This window comes from Paraburkholderia phymatum, from assembly GCF_038900715.1.
In the GTDB taxonomy this organism is placed as follows: domain Bacteria; phylum Pseudomonadota; class Gammaproteobacteria; order Burkholderiales; family Burkholderiaceae; genus Paraburkholderia; species Paraburkholderia phymatum_A.
In genome coordinates, this window is the sequence record NZ_JAYMRZ010000001.1 from 384896 (window position 1) to 399092 (window position 14197).

At 64.5% G+C, this 14197-nt stretch carries 10 protein-coding genes, 1 tRNA gene and 1 riboswitch; of the genes, 7 read left to right on the forward strand and 4 right to left on the reverse strand.

The genetic code is table 11. From position 1 onward, the window contains the following. The first annotated feature begins 29 nt into the window (after positions 1-29). The 3 genes from VSR68_RS01745 to VSR68_RS01755 all read left to right on the forward strand — a co-directional run bounded on the left by VSR68_RS01745 (position 30) and on the right by VSR68_RS01755 (position 5659). On the forward strand, positions 30-1262 hold the full coding sequence (locus VSR68_RS01745) for a CoA transferase (protein ID WP_342938148.1): 1233 nt from the start codon (positions 30-32) through the stop codon (positions 1260-1262). After that, a complete protein-coding gene (locus tag VSR68_RS01750) occupies positions 1255-2394 on the forward strand; it encodes an acyl-CoA dehydrogenase family protein (RefSeq protein WP_342938149.1) in 1140 nt (379 codons plus the stop codon). The genes VSR68_RS01745 and VSR68_RS01750 overlap by 8 nt, the downstream gene beginning before the upstream one ends. Before the next feature lie 178 nt (positions 2395-2572). Next, complete coding sequence (locus VSR68_RS01755) at positions 2573-5659, forward strand: autotransporter domain-containing protein (RefSeq protein ID WP_342938150.1); 3087 nt, start codon at positions 2573-2575, stop codon at positions 5657-5659. A gap of 125 nt (positions 5660-5784) precedes the next feature. Here the strand turns inward: VSR68_RS01755 and VSR68_RS01760 are convergent. From VSR68_RS01760 to pepN, 3 genes are all read right to left on the reverse strand, one after another. Further along, positions 5785-5860 (reverse strand) — tRNA-Thr (locus VSR68_RS01760). 82 nt (positions 5861-5942) lie between these two features. Further along, entirely contained in the window at positions 5943-6959 is a 1017-nt protein-coding gene (locus VSR68_RS01765; RefSeq protein ID WP_342932709.1) for a class 1 fructose-bisphosphatase, read from the reverse strand. A 409-nt stretch (positions 6960-7368) separates the two neighbouring features. Further along, entirely contained in the window at positions 7369-10071 is a 2703-nt protein-coding gene (gene pepN / locus VSR68_RS01770; RefSeq protein WP_342938151.1) for an aminopeptidase N, read from the reverse strand. A gap of 189 nt (positions 10072-10260) precedes the next feature. Here pepN and VSR68_RS01775 point away from each other — a divergent pair, with 189 nt between their 5' ends. After that, entirely contained in the window at positions 10261-10956 is a 696-nt protein-coding gene (locus VSR68_RS01775) for a DUF4136 domain-containing protein (RefSeq protein WP_342938152.1), read from the forward strand. A 114-nt stretch (positions 10957-11070) separates the two neighbouring features. Here the strand turns inward: VSR68_RS01775 and VSR68_RS01780 are convergent, their stop codons facing one another. Continuing rightward, positions 11071-11643, reverse strand: a complete 573-nt coding sequence (locus tag VSR68_RS01780) for a TMEM165/GDT1 family protein (protein WP_090867853.1) — start codon at positions 11641-11643, stop codon at positions 11071-11073. Between the two features lie 55 nt (positions 11644-11698). Further along, positions 11699-11883, reverse strand: a riboswitch (yybP-ykoY riboswitch). A gap of 540 nt (positions 11884-12423) precedes the next feature. On the opposite strand from VSR68_RS01780, the gene VSR68_RS01785 reads away from it, so the two are divergent. The 3 genes from VSR68_RS01785 to VSR68_RS01795 are packed head-to-tail and all read left to right on the forward strand — an operon-like array spanning position 12424 to position 14195. After that, positions 12424-13137 carry a beta-ketoacyl synthase chain length factor gene (locus VSR68_RS01785; protein ID WP_342938153.1) on the forward strand — a complete coding sequence of 238 codons (714 nt, stop codon included), beginning with the start codon at positions 12424-12426 and terminating at the stop codon, positions 13135-13137. Continuing rightward, positions 13121-13915 (forward strand): lysophospholipid acyltransferase family protein, encoded by a 795-nt coding sequence (locus tag VSR68_RS01790; protein WP_342938154.1) that lies wholly within the window; start codon positions 13121-13123, stop codon positions 13913-13915. Before VSR68_RS01785 ends, VSR68_RS01790 begins: the two co-directional genes overlap by 17 nt. Next, positions 13896-14195 (forward strand): phosphopantetheine-binding protein, encoded by a 300-nt coding sequence (locus tag VSR68_RS01795; RefSeq protein ID WP_342938155.1) that lies wholly within the window; start codon positions 13896-13898, stop codon positions 14193-14195. The genes VSR68_RS01790 and VSR68_RS01795 overlap by 20 nt, the downstream gene beginning before the upstream one ends. Positions 14196-14197 lie beyond the last annotated feature (2 nt).

Below are 14197 nucleotides of genomic sequence, written 5' to 3' on the forward strand. Positions count from 1 at the left end.
CATCGAACCCCTGGTGAAAGGAGCCGTCGATGTTCCGTTCGAATCTGCCGCTCGAAGGGCTGCGTGTGATCGATTTCTCGCGCGTGCTCGCGGGCCCTTATTGCACGGCGCTGCTCGGCGATCTGGGCGCCGACGTGATCAAGATCGAGCCGCCCGCGGGCGACGACTATCGCGTAGTCGGCCCGTTCACCGAAGACGGCGAGAGCGGTCTGTTCGCCGCGATGAACCGCAACAAGCGAAGCATCGTGCTCGATCTGAAGACCGATGCGGGGCGCGAACTTGCGTGCGCGTTGTGCGCCGAGGCCGATGTCGTCGTCGAGAACTTCAGGCCGGGCGTCGCCGACAAGCTCGGCATCGGTTATGCCGCGTTGAGCGATGTGAATCCGTCGCTCGTGTATGCAAGCGTGTCGGGCTTCGGGCAAACCGGACCCGAATCGCATCGCCCCGCATACGACATCATCCTGCAAGCGATGTGCGGACTCATGGACGCAACGGGCTCGCCCGACGGACCGCCGACGATGATCGGCGAATCGGTATCGGACGTCGTCAGCGGTCTCTTTGCGTCGTGGGGCGTGCTCGCGGCACTGCTCGCGCGCGAGCGGAACGGCAAAGGCACGCATGTCGACGTGTCGATGTTCGATGCGACGCTCGGCATGAGCGCGACGCTCGTCGCGCGTTACGCCGCCACGGGAATCGCGCCGCGCCGCGTCGGCAACCGACATCCGTCGTCGGCGCCGTTCGGCGCGTATCGCGCGGCCGACGGCTTCTATGTCGTCGCGGTGCTGAACAACCGCTTGTTCGACGCCTTCGCGCATGCCATCGACGCGCCGCATCTCGCGAGCGATGCGCGTTTCGCCAACGATGCGTCGCGCTGCATTCACGAAGCCGATCTGCGCTCGACGATAGAAGCGTGGTCGGCGTCGCGCACCGTCGGCGAAGTCAATCGCACGCTCGGTGACGCGGGCATTCCCGTCGCGCCGATTCGCAATCTGCAGGAAGCGCTGGAGAGCGATCACGCGGCGCATCGCGCGCTGCTGACGCAGGTGCAACGCGACGGCAGGCACGCGGCGCGCCTGCCTTCGCAGCCGGTCAAGTTTTCCGCGTATGAGGTCAATCGCGTGTCGCCTGCGCCGGCGCTTGGCGAGCATGCCGACGCGTTGTTGCAGCAACTCGGCTACGACGCCGAGGACATCGCTTCGTTGCGCGAGCGTGGCGCGTTTGGTGCAGGTGCATCGAACAACGAGGAGCGTAATCATGCATAAGCGACTGGGTATCGACGACAGCGATCTGGAGATCGCCGACGCGATCTCGCGTTTCGCGCAAAGCGAACTTGCGCCGCGTGCCGCGCAAGTCGACCGCGATGAGCTGTCGAGCACGCGCTATGTCGCGCAGCTCGCCGAACTCGGCGTCATGGGCATGAATTTGCCCGAGCGTTGGGGCGGCGTGGATGCGTCCGCGGTCGCGATCGTGCTCTCACTCGTGGAGATCGCGAAGGCATGCGCATCGACGTCGTCGATGATCGGCGCGCACTATCTCGCGACGGACTCGATCCTGATCGGCGGAGACGATGACGTGTGCGAGCGCTATCTGCCCGACGCGGCTTCGGGCCGCAAGCTCGGCGCTTTCGCGTTGACGGAGCCGCGCGCCGGCTCGAATCCCGCCGACATGGCCACGCGTGCGACACGCGACGGCGACGGCTATCGGATCACGGGCGTCAAGCACTTCATCTCGAACGCGGACGCGGCGGGTTTTATCGTCGTGTACGCGAAGACAGATGTCGACGCCGGCACGCGCGGCATCAGCGCATTCGTGGTCGATCGGGAAACGCCGGGCGTCGACGTTGCGCCCGCCGAAAAACTGATGGGCATACGCGGCGCGCCGGCACACGAAGTGGCGCTCGATTGCCATGTGTCCGCTGCGAATCGACTGGGCGCTGAGGGCAGCGGCTTTCGCACGGCGATGAAAGTGCTCGACAACAGCCGGCTCGATGTCGCTGCAACGAGCATCGGCATTGCAGAGGCGGCGCTGGCGCTTGCCGTCGAATGGCTGAAGACACGGCATGTCGGCGGCGAGCCCCTGTCGCACAAGCAAGGCTTGCAATGGACGATCGCCGATATGAAGACGCGTCTCGAAGCCGCATGGCTGCTGACGTTGCAGGCGGCAGCAAGGCGTATGGCCGGCGAGCCGTTCACGCAGCATGCGTCGATGGCGAAGCTCTACGCGTCGGAGATGGCCGCGTTCGTCACCGATGCCGCGTTGCAGTTGCATGGCGGCTACGGCTTCACACGTGAGATGCCGCTGGAGCGGCTCGTACGCGATGCACGCATTCTGCGCATCTACGAGGGCTCGCCGGAGATACAGCGAACGGTGATTGCGCGTTCGGTTTTGGCGTGAATGATTCGAAGCACTTATTTATTGCTTTAGCGCAACAGAACTGGGCGCGCCTTGTGTTGCGCGAATAATTGTCTATGCTGATTTGAAATGCGGGCACCGCGGAGCGGAGATCCGATGGCCATGCGTTGCTCTAGACATCGGCTGGAGCGCAGGATAATTTCTAACTCGTCAATCATCCATGTGCCGCACGCGCTTGCCGCTTCTTCTGTTGTGGCGCGTGGTTTCCTCGGCGCTCAGCTTCGTCTGCGCGCTGCGCTATGACGTCGCGTTTGCAGCATGCGATAACGCGGCGCCGGCGTCGGGAGAAACCGCGACGTGCAGCTCCGCGTCTCCGAACCCTTCGACGACGCCGGTCGTCGCTTTGCCCGGCAGTGTCAACGTAACGGTGAACGTGCAGGCTGGCGCCGAACTCGACGTCAGCACGGGCAATGCCGTCCTCGTGCGCGATGCGAGCACGGTCACGAATCTCGGCACGCTGAACGTGCTGGCCAACGACTTCGATGGCATCTCCGCGCAGGGCACGGGTGCAGGGCGCAATGTGCTCGTCAATCGCGGCATGATCTCGACGATCAGCCCGCTATCGGAAGGCATGTTCAACAGCGCCGCCGCTGTGACGATGCTGAACGACACGACGGGCGTGATCCATACGGGTGGCAACAACGCCGTCGGCATGCACGACTTCCTGAGCCCGGGCGGCGGGACGCTGACCAACAACGGACAGATATCGACGACGGGCGACGGCTCATACGGCATGGCCGCGCTCACGCGCGACGACACGCTGACCAACAACGGCACGATCGCGACGAGTGGCCCCAACGCGCACGGCATCTTCGCGAACGGCGGCGCGGTGGGCTCGTCCGGCAATAATACGATCACGAACAGCGGCACGATCACGGTATCCGGCGCGAACGCGCACGGTATTGTTTCGGTGGACTCAACGCCCGGTGCCATCACCAACAGAGGTTCGATCATTGCAAGCGGTGGGGGCGGCCTCGGCGCGTTCATCGTCGGCAGCGTGACGTTCAACAACGAGGCAGGCGCCAGCGTGATCAGCCGACAGGCGAACGGCATCATCGCGAATGGCGGCGGCACGTTCACCAACGCGGGCACGATCGAGGCGCTGAGCGACGGCATCACGCTGGGCGGCCCTGCGACCGTGACGAACACCGGGTCGATCGCCAGCACGGCGAGCGCCGCGATCCTGTCGCACGGCACTGGCGCGATAACGATCGTCAACGCCGGCAGTCTCAGCGGGTTGCGGGCCGTCGGTACCGATGCGGGCAACGACGCATTCACGATGACGGCAGGCTCGACGACGGGCGCCGTCGATCTCGGCGATGGCGACAATACGGCGACGATCAGCGGTGGCGCGGTCGGCCAGGGCGTCACGACGGGCGGCGGCGCGGATACGTTCGTCTGGTTGGGCGGCACGATCGCGGGTGCCGTGACGCTCGGCGCGGGCAACGATACGGCTACGTTGCAGGGCGTCGCCGACAGCAATCTCGCGAAGCTCACTTCGCTCGACGGCGGACCGGGCAATGACGCGTTGACGCTGTCGAACAGCCGGCTCGGCGGGTCGTCGCGGTTCGTCGGCTGGGAGAGCGTGAATCTCACGAACGCCAGCCAGCTGACGCTCGACAAGAGCGGTCTCACGCTCGGCGACAGCGGCACGGCCACGGGCACGCTGAACGTCGATCCGACGAGCACGCTGTTCGCAGGCGGGCTCGGTGATCCGCCCATTTCGCCGGCGGTGGCGGGACAACTCGTCACCGTCAACAATGCCGGTACGATCGACCTGACCGACGGCGGATCGAGCACGAACGATACGCTCGTGATCAACGGCAACTATGCCGGCATGAAGGGACGCCTGCTGCTGCAAAGCCTGCTAGGCGGCGACGGCTCGCCGGCAGACAGGCTCGTCATCTCTCACGGCGCGGCGACGGGGAGCACGGCGATCGGCGTGACGAACGTCGGCGGAGGCGGCGGCGCGACGATCGCGAATGGCATCCTCGTCGTCCAGGCGATCAACGGCGGAACGACGGCGGCGAGTGCATTCACTTTGTCGTCGCCGCTGATGGCGGGCGCGTACGTCTACTATCTGTTCAAGGGCGGTGTCGATGCGGGTACTGCGGACAACTGGTATCTGCGGTCAAGTGTCGCCGCGCCTGCGCCGACACCTGCGCCTACGCCCACGCCCACGCCCACGCCCACGCCCACGCCCACGCCGCCACCTTCACCGCAGCCGGCGCCAATGCCAGCCGCCGGCACGCCGCCGTTGCCGCCGCCGCCACCGCCCGGCTCGCCGCCGATTCCGCTCTATCGGATGGAAGCGCCTGTCTATGCCGCCGTACCCGTCGTCGCGCGGGCGGTCGGCGTCGAACAGATGGGCACGTTTCACGAGCGGCAAGGCGCGCAGATGCCGTTGAACGAGACGGGGACGCTGCCCGCGGCGTGGGTGCGCGCGTGGGGCGAGCATGCGGAAGCGACGAGCGGCGGCACGGTCGAGCCCGCGTTCAGCGGCACGATCGGCGGCGTGCAGGCGGGCCATGATCTGTACGCGGACGGCACGCCCGACGGCCATCGCAATCACTACGGCGTGTTCTTTTCTTTCGTGCGCGCGACAGGCGATGTCAATGGCTTCGCGCTGGGCTTCCCTGATTTCGCCGCCGGGCATCTGTCGATCAACTCGACGGGAGCGGGCGCGTACTGGACGCATATCGGGCCGGGCGGCTGGTACACGGATGCCGTGATCGTCGGCAGCTCACTGTCGGTATCGCCGTCGTCGAACGAAGGCATTTCGACGTCGACGAACGGCTATGAAATCGGGGCGTCGATCGAAGGGGGCTTTCCGGTTCCGCTGACCGCGAGCCTGAGTGTCGAGCCGCAGATCCAGTTGATCGTGCAGCACGTCGGCATCGACGATCTCAACGACGGCGTATCGAACGTGTCGTTTCATGCGGCGAACAGCGTCGTCGGGCGGATCGGCGCGCGCGTGCAAGGACAGTTCGAGCAGGGCGGCGCCGCGTTCCAGCCTTTCGCAACTGTGAACCTGTGGCGCAACTTCGGCGGCACCGATTACGCGACGCTGGGTCCGACGGCGCTTTCCGTCAGCGATGCGGCGACTGCGCTGCAATTCGATGTCGGCGTGGTTGCGAAGGCAAGCAGGCGCGCGAGCGCGTTCGCGAGAGTCGCGTACACAATGAATGTGAACGGATCACATCGGAGCGTCGTGGGCGGGAACGTGGGTGTGAGATGGAGCTGGTGATTTGCGCTGGTGATCCGCGCTGGTGATCCGCGCTGGTGATCCGCGCTGGTGATCCGATCAGGCAGAACGATCACGGAAAAGCAAAAAGCCCAGTCGCGAGGACTGGGCTTTTTGCTTGTATCTGCTGGTGCCGGAAAGAGGAATCGAACCCCCGACCTTCGCATTACGAATGCGCTGCTCTACCGTCTGAGCTATTCCGGCCCCGTTGTTGCTTTCGTTTCAAACGTCAGCAACGAAGAAGCAAGATTATAGAGTGACGTTTCTTCAGTTGGCAAGTGCTTTCTTAACTTTTCTTTTCCAGGTGGTAGCGCGTCACGCGATCCACCTCGTTCTTCGAGCCGAGGAACACTGCGACGCGCTCGTGGAGACTCTTCGGCTGGATGTCGAGAATGCGCTTTTCGCCGTTGGTCGCGGCGCCGCCCGCCTGCTCGACGATGAACGCCATCGGGTTCGCTTCGTACATCAGGCGCAGCTTGCCGGGCTTCGACGGATCGCGCTTGTCGGCCGGATACATGAAGATGCCGCCGCGGCTCAAGATGCGATGCACATCGGCGACCATCGACGCGATCCAGCGCATGTTGAAGTCGGCCTGGCGCGGACCGTCCTTGCCTGCGTTCAGCTCGCCGATGTACTGCTGGACGGGCTCATACCAGTGGCGCTGGTTCGACGCGTTGATCGCGTACTCGCGCGTCTCGACAGGGATGCGCATGTCGCTTTGCGTGAGCACCCACGAGCCCAGCTCGCGATCGAGCGTGAAGCAGTTGACGCCGTTGCCCGTCGTCAACACGAGCACGCTCTGCGGACCATACACGGCATAACCCGCCGCGACCTGCTGCGTGCCTTTCTGCAGGAACGATTGCTCCGTCGGCTGTTGGCCGTCCGGGCAACGCAGCACCGAGAAGATCGTGCCGATCGACACGTTCACGTCGATGTTCGACGAGCCGTCGAGCGGATCGAACACCAGCAGATACTCGCCCCTCGGATAGTTCGCGGGGATCGGGAAGAACTGTTCCATCTCTTCCGACGCCATGCCGGCGAGGTTGCCGCCCCATTCGTTGGCGTCGAGCAGGATTTCGTTCGACAGGATGTCGAGCTTCTTCTGCACTTCGCCCTGGACGTTCTCGCTGCCGGCCGTGCCCAGCGCTTCGCCGAGCGCGCCCTTGCTGACGTGATAGCTGATGGCCTTGCACGCGCGCGCAACGACTTCGATCAACAGACGCAGATCGGCGGGCAGGTTGTTGTTTTCGCGCTGCTGCTCGATCAGATACTTGGTGAGAGTGGTACGACGTTGCAAAGACATTGCTGTACTCCGGAGAGGCTTGGGAATTCCTAGATTTTAACCTTTCGATGTGCGGGTTCCGTGACTTTATGAACTGGACGGATCTGGGGGCGCATAGCCGCCTGCTTCCAAGCGTGCTTTCAATCGCGTAGATCTGCGGCAGATCGACGGCGCGGCTTGTGCAAGGACTCGCATGCTGGGACGCGGGTCGCGAACGGCTCATTGCCGGCTCAATGTTGAAGCAGGTTAATGAAAAATCGAAGAAGGGACGAGGCGTGCGTTTTGCCGGATACAACCACCGCGTCGAACGGGTCAATCCAAGCCGATTAGCGACAGCAAGGTCAGATGAAGGGACGAAAAAAAGCCGGCACGTATGCCGGCTTTCGACTGCCGCAAATACCTAAAGACAAGCTAAAGAATCAGGCAAAAGCTAGGCCAAAGCCTTCTCGACAATTTCGCGCACGTCGCGCGACTTCGCCTGAGCCGCGACCTTCTCCAGCGCCGCGCGCATCTGTTCGCGCAGCGCGGGTGTGAAGCGCCGCCACAACTCCAGCGCTCGCGCGAGACGGGCCGCGACCTGTGGATTGAGTGCGTCGAGTGCGATCACCTGCTCGGACCAGAACGTGTAGCCCGAGCCGTCTTCCGCGTGGAACTGCGCCGGGTTCGCCGAGCAGAAGCTGAAGATAAGAGAGCGCGCGCGGTTCGGGTTCTTCAGGTTGAATGCGGGGTGCATCATCAGCTTGCGCACGATGTCGATTACGTGGCGCTGTTTCGTGCCGCGCTGCATCGCTTGCAGCGCGAACCATTTGTCGATGACGAGCGGTTCGTTCTCGAAGCGGCGATAGAAGTCGTCGAGCGCATCGGCGGCGGCCGCGCTGCCGTTCGATGCTGCGGCCGTCAGCAACGCCGACAGCGCCGACGCGCGATCCGTCATGTTGTCCGCCGCGTCGTACTGCGCCTTCGCGAGACGCACGGCATCGGCGGGATCGTCGAGTTCGGCGAGATAGGCGAGCGCCAGATTCTTCAGCGCGCGATGGCCGGCCGCTTTCGGCGTGGGCTCATACGCGCCCGGCGTCTGATGCCGTTCGTAGATGGCGAGCCAGTCGCTCTTGAGCGCCGATGCGAGACGCTTGCGCACGTACTGCCGTGCGCTATGCACGGCGGCCGGGTTCGACTCGTCCATCTGCTCGGCGAGATACGCCTCCGACGGCAGCATCAGCGCGAGTTCGCGGAACGCCGGCGACAACGTCTCGTCGTTCAGCACGCGGCCAAACGCGGCGACGACGGTATCGTCGAGTTCGAGCGTCTTGCCCGTTGCCGCGCGCTCGGCGAGCGTCAGCAGCTCGCGCGTCGCGAGTCGCTGGCCGGCCTCCCAGCGGTTGAACGGATCGCTGTCATGCGCGAGCAGGAACGCGAGTTCAGCGGCCGTGTAGTCATATTCGACGACGACGGGCGCCGAGAAATTGCGCAGCAGTGACGGCAGCGGCTTTTCGGCGACATCGACGAACGTGAAGGTCTGCTCGGTCTCGGTGAAGTCGAGCACGCGAGTAGATTGCGGCGACGCCGATGCTTCGCCTTCGAGGCGCAGCGGCAAGTCCTGGCCGTCCGCGCCGATCAGGCCGATCGCGAACGGAATCAGCAGCGGGCCTTTCTGCGTTTCGCGCGCGGCCGGCGACGCGTCGCCGAAGCCCTGCGTGAGCTTCACGGCGTAGCGCTTTTGCGCGGCGTCGTAGTTCGTTGCGACCGTGATGCGCGGCGTGCCCGCCTGGCTGTACCAGCGCTCGAACTGCGCGAGGTCGCGGCCGTTCGCGTCGGCCATCGCGTGACGGAAGTCGTCGCATGTCACCGCGTGCCCGTCGTGGCGCTTGAAGTACAGATCCATCCCGCGCCGGAAGCCTTCACGCCCAAACAGCGTCTGATACATCCGCACGACTTCCGAGCCTTTCTCATAGACGGTCATCGTGTAGAAGTTGTTGATCTCGACGTAGCTTTCCGGACGGACGGGATGGGCCATCGGGCCGGCATCTTCGGCGAACTGCATCTGACGCAGCACGCGCACGTCTTCGATGCGCTTCGTCGCGCGCGCTGCCTGATCCTGGCCGGCGCTGCCGCCGCTTGCCATATCCGCGGAAAACTCCTGGTCGCGAAATACGGTCAGCCCTTCTTTCAGGCTCAACTGAAACCAGTCGCGGCACGTGACACGATTGCCCGTCCAGTTATGGAAGTATTCGTGGCCGACGACGGCTTCGATATTCGAAAAGTCCGTATCGGTCGCGGTTTCGGGATTGGCGAGCACGTACTTCGTGTTGAAGATATTGAGGCCCTTGTTCTCCATTGCGCCCATGTTGAAGTCGCTCACGGCGACGATCATGAAGCGGTCGAGATCGAGTTCGAGGCCGAAGCGCTCTTCGTCCCAGCGGATCGAATGGACGAGCGAATCCATCGCGTGACGGGTCTTGTCGAGATCGTGCGCCTCGACCCACACCTGCAGCAGCTTTTCCTTGCCGGAGCTCGTCTTCACGCGTTCTTCGAGCGCGACGAGCTTGCCCGCGACGAGCGCGAACAGATAGCTCGGCTTCCTGAACGGGTCTTCCCAGCGCGCGAAGTGGCGGCCGTCGGGCAGATCGCCCTGTTCGAGCAGATTGCCGTTGGACAGCAGCACCGGGTAGGTGGCTTTGTCGGCGCGCATCGTCACCGTGTAGGTGGCCATCACGTCGGGGCGGTCGAGGAACCACGTGATGCGCCGGAAGCCTTCCGCTTCGCACTGCGTGAAGAAGTTGCCGCTCGATACGTAGAGGCCCGAGAGCGTCGTGTTCGCGGCGGCATTGCAGATGCCCGTCACCGTCAGTTCGAACGAGTCGGGCACGTTGTCGACGGTCAGGCCATGTTCGTGCGCGTGCACGCCGGCATAAGGCTTGCCGTCGAGCGACGCCTCGACGAATTCCAGTTGCTCGCCGATCAGCTCGAGATGCGTGGCGCGCACGGCATCGGGATTGCGGCGGATGCGCATCGTATTCCTGACGACGGTGCGCTCGGGCACGAGATCGAATTCGAGTGCGACGGTATCGATGAGAAAGGCGGGCGGCGCGTAGTCGGCGCGGCGGATCACTTGAGGCGTTTCGGTATCGGCCATGGTGTCGTGACGGAAGAAAGCTCGAAGCCGGCGAGCGTCGTGCGCAGGCCGGGCGGGTCGGACCATTGTACAAAGCCTCGGCCGATCGTGCGGATCGTGCGGACAGAACTTTTTACCGGCCGCATCGGTCAGCGTATTATCGGGCCGCTCGCGCGGCAGATGCGGGCGACGATATCAACGAGGTAGACCATGAAGCTCGACCGATTGACCCGCCACGCGGCACTCGCGCTGGCGGCGCTCGCTACGCTGCTGGCGGGTTGCACGACTTATGTCACGACGCAGGTGACAGCCTTTTCCGACTGGAGCGGCAGCGACACGACGCGCACTTACGCATTCACGCGCGCGCCGGAGCAGAAGAACAATCTCGAACAGGCCACCTACGAACAGATCGTCGCGAACGAACTCGCGCTGCATGCGTTCCGGCAAGCCGATGCGCACGACGCGCGCTATCTGGTGGCGCTCGCGTGGGGCATGCGCTCCGATACCGTGACGGTCGCGCAGCCCGTCTACTACTACAACCCGTGGCCTGGCCCGTACTACTGGGGAAGGCCATTCGATCCGTGGGGCCCGTGGGGTCCGTTCCCGCCGACCTATGTGAACCAGAGCTATCCGGTGTACACGCACCTGCTAGGCATTCGCATCACCGAGCGCGCGTCGGGCAAGGAGGTCTACAACGTGACGGCGCGCAATACGGACGAGCAGTCGTCATTGTTCGCCGCAATGCCTTTTCTCGCGCGCAGCGCGATGTCCGATTTCCCGTTGAGTAACGGCGCGGTGCGCACGGTGAAGATTCCTCTGAACGGCAAAGAAGGCGCGCAGAACGAGGTCGCGGCGGGCGGCGCGGCGCCGCCGGCTCCGGCGTCGGGCGCGAAAACGGTCGAGTAAGCGCCGAAGACCTTCGGATAAGCGCGTTTTCGCGCGAAGAAAAAAGCCGCATCGCGTGTGAGCGATGCGGCTTTTTCGTTCAGCGACGCCGCGCACAAAGTGCGGCCCGCATCGTCAAACGCCGATGCCCATCAGCGCCATTGCACCCAGCACGACGAACATGATCGCCGCGATGCCATGTACGAGCTTCGTCGGCAGCTTGTGGGCGAAGCGGTCGCCGAGCAGGATTGCCGGCACGTTCGCGATCATCATGCCGAGCGTCGTGCCCGCGACGACGCCGAAGAATTCGTGGAAGCGCGCCGCGAGCGCGACGGTCGCGATCTGCGTCTTGTCGCCCATTTCGGCGAGAAAGAATGTGACCACCGTCGCGCCGAACACGCCGAAGTGCGTGCGGCTGGTGTTCGCTTCCTCGTCCTCCAGCTTGTCGGGCACGAGAATCCACAAGCCCATGCCGATGAACGAGGCGGCCAGCGCCCAGCGCATCACGGTCGGCGTGACGAGCGAGCCGAGCCACGCGCCGAGCGCGCCGGCGCCCGCGTGATTGATGAGCGTCGCGGCGAGCACGCCGAGAATGATGGGAAGCGGTTTGCGGTAGCGCGCGGCGAGGACCAGCGAGAGCAGTTGCGTCTTGTCGCCGATTTCAGCGAGCGCGACGGCGCCGGTCGAGATCAGAAAAGCTTGTTCCACGTTTTAATTGATTCCCCGGGCCGAGATGTGTGCGAGCGACGACCCACGACGCGCCGGGCCCTAGAGCGGCGGTGGTGGATCATCGGTCTCGCCAGGCCAGAGGCTGCGTCTGCCATGGCCGATACGGCCAAGTCTGTTGACAGGCGCCCCCGCTATTCATGCGCGCTGCGCTCGCTGTTCGGTCTGACCGAACCGTTGCGCGGGCAAGAAACGGGGCGGCTACTCCCCAATGAGCGACGGAGTATAGCACGGTGGCCTGCACGGCCGAGCCGCGTTTTACTCGACGTGTGGCGCCCCTTCGCTCGCTTACAGCAAGTCGTTGCGGCGCGGAGCCCGAATGTCGATTTTTAACGGAATCGTCGTATGCGTCCCACGGGAATGGGGAAGTAACAAAACGCGTGGTACTGTTCCGTCCCTGCGTTCGGCCGGACGCGGCGAAACCCCTCGGAACAGGCTGCCGCCTGACGGGAAACGCGGGGAAACGCAGGAAAACGCTTTCGTCGCGTGCAAGAGACGGATACAGATGGATACGTCTTTTCTGGCCGATTTCGGCCAGAATGCTCTCTATCTTTTTGGGCGGCCGAGGTAATGACCAGACGAAAGCCCGGTTTTGGCATCCCGCCCTAAATAATCATCGCTGCGTGCCGTGTTTCGGTGATTCCTTAAAACAATACCTGGAATCACCTTGACGTCGCGCCCCGCCCCGGAGTAGCGCGCCCCACGTGCTGTCGACGGCAGGCGCGCCCACGGCGCCAGCAGCCTTCACGCGCGAACACCGATATGCCCGATCTGCACTGGACAATTCCGGTTGCTCGCTGGTCTTCGTGGCCTGCCGTCGCAGCCGTCGCCCCCGACATTGGCTTCATCGAGCCGATGGTGCGGCGTCGTCTGAGTACGCTGTCGCGGGTTGCGCTGAAGGTCGCGCACGATTGCGCCGCCAACTACCCGAACGTGCGGATCGTTTTCGCGTCGCGCCACGGCGAGCTGCGCCGCACGACCGATATCCTGCGCAACATCAGCGCGGGCGAGCCCGTCTCGCCGACGTCGTTCAGTCTTTCCGTGCTCAACGCGATGACGGGCGTGTTCGGCATCTCGCGCGGCGACCGAGCGGCGGCAAGCGCGCTGTCCGCGGGCGCGGAGACGCTCGGCTACGCGCTGCTCGAAGCGCACGCCCAATACGCGACCGACCCGTCGACGCCCGTGCTGCTCGTCTACGCCGACGAGCCCGCCGATCCCGCCTACGGCACGATCGAAGAGGAAGTGCACGGCGGCGCGCTCGCGATCCTGCTCGAAGATTCCGCGGCAACAGCGCGGCTGACCTGCGCCCGCACGGTTGCGATTGCAACGGACGCGCCAGGCGGCAAGGGCGACTCGGGCACCGTCTTTGCAACCCAGAGCCAGGCCGTGCATCACTGCCTCGACACGCGCACGGCCGCGCAGTGGCGCGGCGAGCACGCCGCCTGGGCATGGAGCTGGCATGAAGGCGTGGCTTGACTATCACTGGCGCCTCGTCGCGACGGCGCTCGCGTTCACGGCGTTCGGCGTCTGCGGGCTCGGCTTTTCGCTGATCCTGTTCCCGATCGCGTGGATGTGGCCGCATCGCGCGTCGAAGCAGCGCGCCGTCACCGCGATCATCCATGCGTTCTTCCGCGCGCTCGTCGCCGTGCTGCAGCGGGCGGGCGTGATGGAGCTCGACGCGCACGGTGTCGAAGCGCTGCGCCGCGACGGCGAGGGCCCCGCGATCGTTGTCGCGAATCATCCGACGTGGCTCGACGTGATGGTGCTGCTGTCGCTGACGCCGCATGCATGCTGCGTCGTGAAGAGCGCGCACTGGGGCAATCCGTTTTTCTGGGGCGTCGTGCGTGCGGCGGAGTACGTGAGCAACGCCGACCCCGTCGAGCTCGTCGACGCAGGCGCGCGTCAACTGGCGCACGGCTACACGATGATCATCTTTCCGGAAGGCACGCGCAGCCCGGCACGCAACCGGATGCATGCCTTTTCGCGCGGTTTCGCGCACATGGCGCTCAAGTCCGGCGCGCCGATCCTGCCCGTCCTGATGGACTGCGATCCGCCGGCATTCACGAAGGGCATGCGCTGGTACGACGTGCCCGAGCGCGCGTTCCGCATGCGCGTCAACGTGCTCGAATCCGTCGGCGCGGACGGGCTGGCAGCGCACGGCGAACCGCCCGCGCTCGCCGCGCGCGCGGTGACGAGCGCAATCGAAGCACACATTACCCGGCACCTGTTCGACTATGGATTCTTTAAAGCTTGAAATCAAACAGCTTCTGATCGAAGCGCTCGATCTGGAAGACCTGACGCCCGCCGACATCGACGACGATGCGCCGCTCTTCGATACCGACGGCGTCGGTCTCGATTCGATCGACGCGCTCGAGATCGGCATCGTGCTGCGCAAACACTATCAACTGACGATCGCGGCGAAAGACGAACGCACGCGAGAGCACTTCCGCTCGATCAATACGCTTGCAGCGCTGGTGGCGAGCCAGCGCGAACTCGCGCATGAGTCGGGCGAAACCACGAAGAAAGGGGAATGACC

Bases quoted from the DNA above. Each gene is read 5' to 3' on its own strand.
- VSR68_RS01775 (WP_342938152.1), top strand. From the start codon at position 10,261: ATGAAGCTCGACCGATTGACCCGCCACGCGGCACTCGCGCTGGCGGCG.
- pepN (WP_342938151.1), bottom strand. From the start codon at position 10,071: ATGGCCGATACCGAAACGCCTCAAGTGATCCGCCGCGCCGACTACGCG.
- VSR68_RS01755 (WP_342938150.1), top strand. From the start codon at position 2,573: ATGTGCCGCACGCGCTTGCCGCTTCTTCTGTTGTGGCGCGTGGTTTCC.
- VSR68_RS01765 (WP_342932709.1), bottom strand. From the start codon at position 6,959: ATGTCTTTGCAACGTCGTACCACTCTCACCAAGTATCTGATCGAGCAG.
- VSR68_RS01785 (WP_342938153.1), top strand. From the start codon at position 12,424: ATGCCCGATCTGCACTGGACAATTCCGGTTGCTCGCTGGTCTTCGTGG.
- VSR68_RS01745 (WP_342938148.1), top strand. From the start codon at position 30: ATGTTCCGTTCGAATCTGCCGCTCGAAGGGCTGCGTGTGATCGATTTC.
- VSR68_RS01795 (WP_342938155.1), top strand. From the start codon at position 13,896: ATGGATTCTTTAAAGCTTGAAATCAAACAGCTTCTGATCGAAGCGCTC.
- VSR68_RS01790 (WP_342938154.1), top strand. From the start codon at position 13,121: ATGAAGGCGTGGCTTGACTATCACTGGCGCCTCGTCGCGACGGCGCTC.
- VSR68_RS01750 (WP_342938149.1), top strand. From the start codon at position 1,255: ATGCATAAGCGACTGGGTATCGACGACAGCGATCTGGAGATCGCCGAC.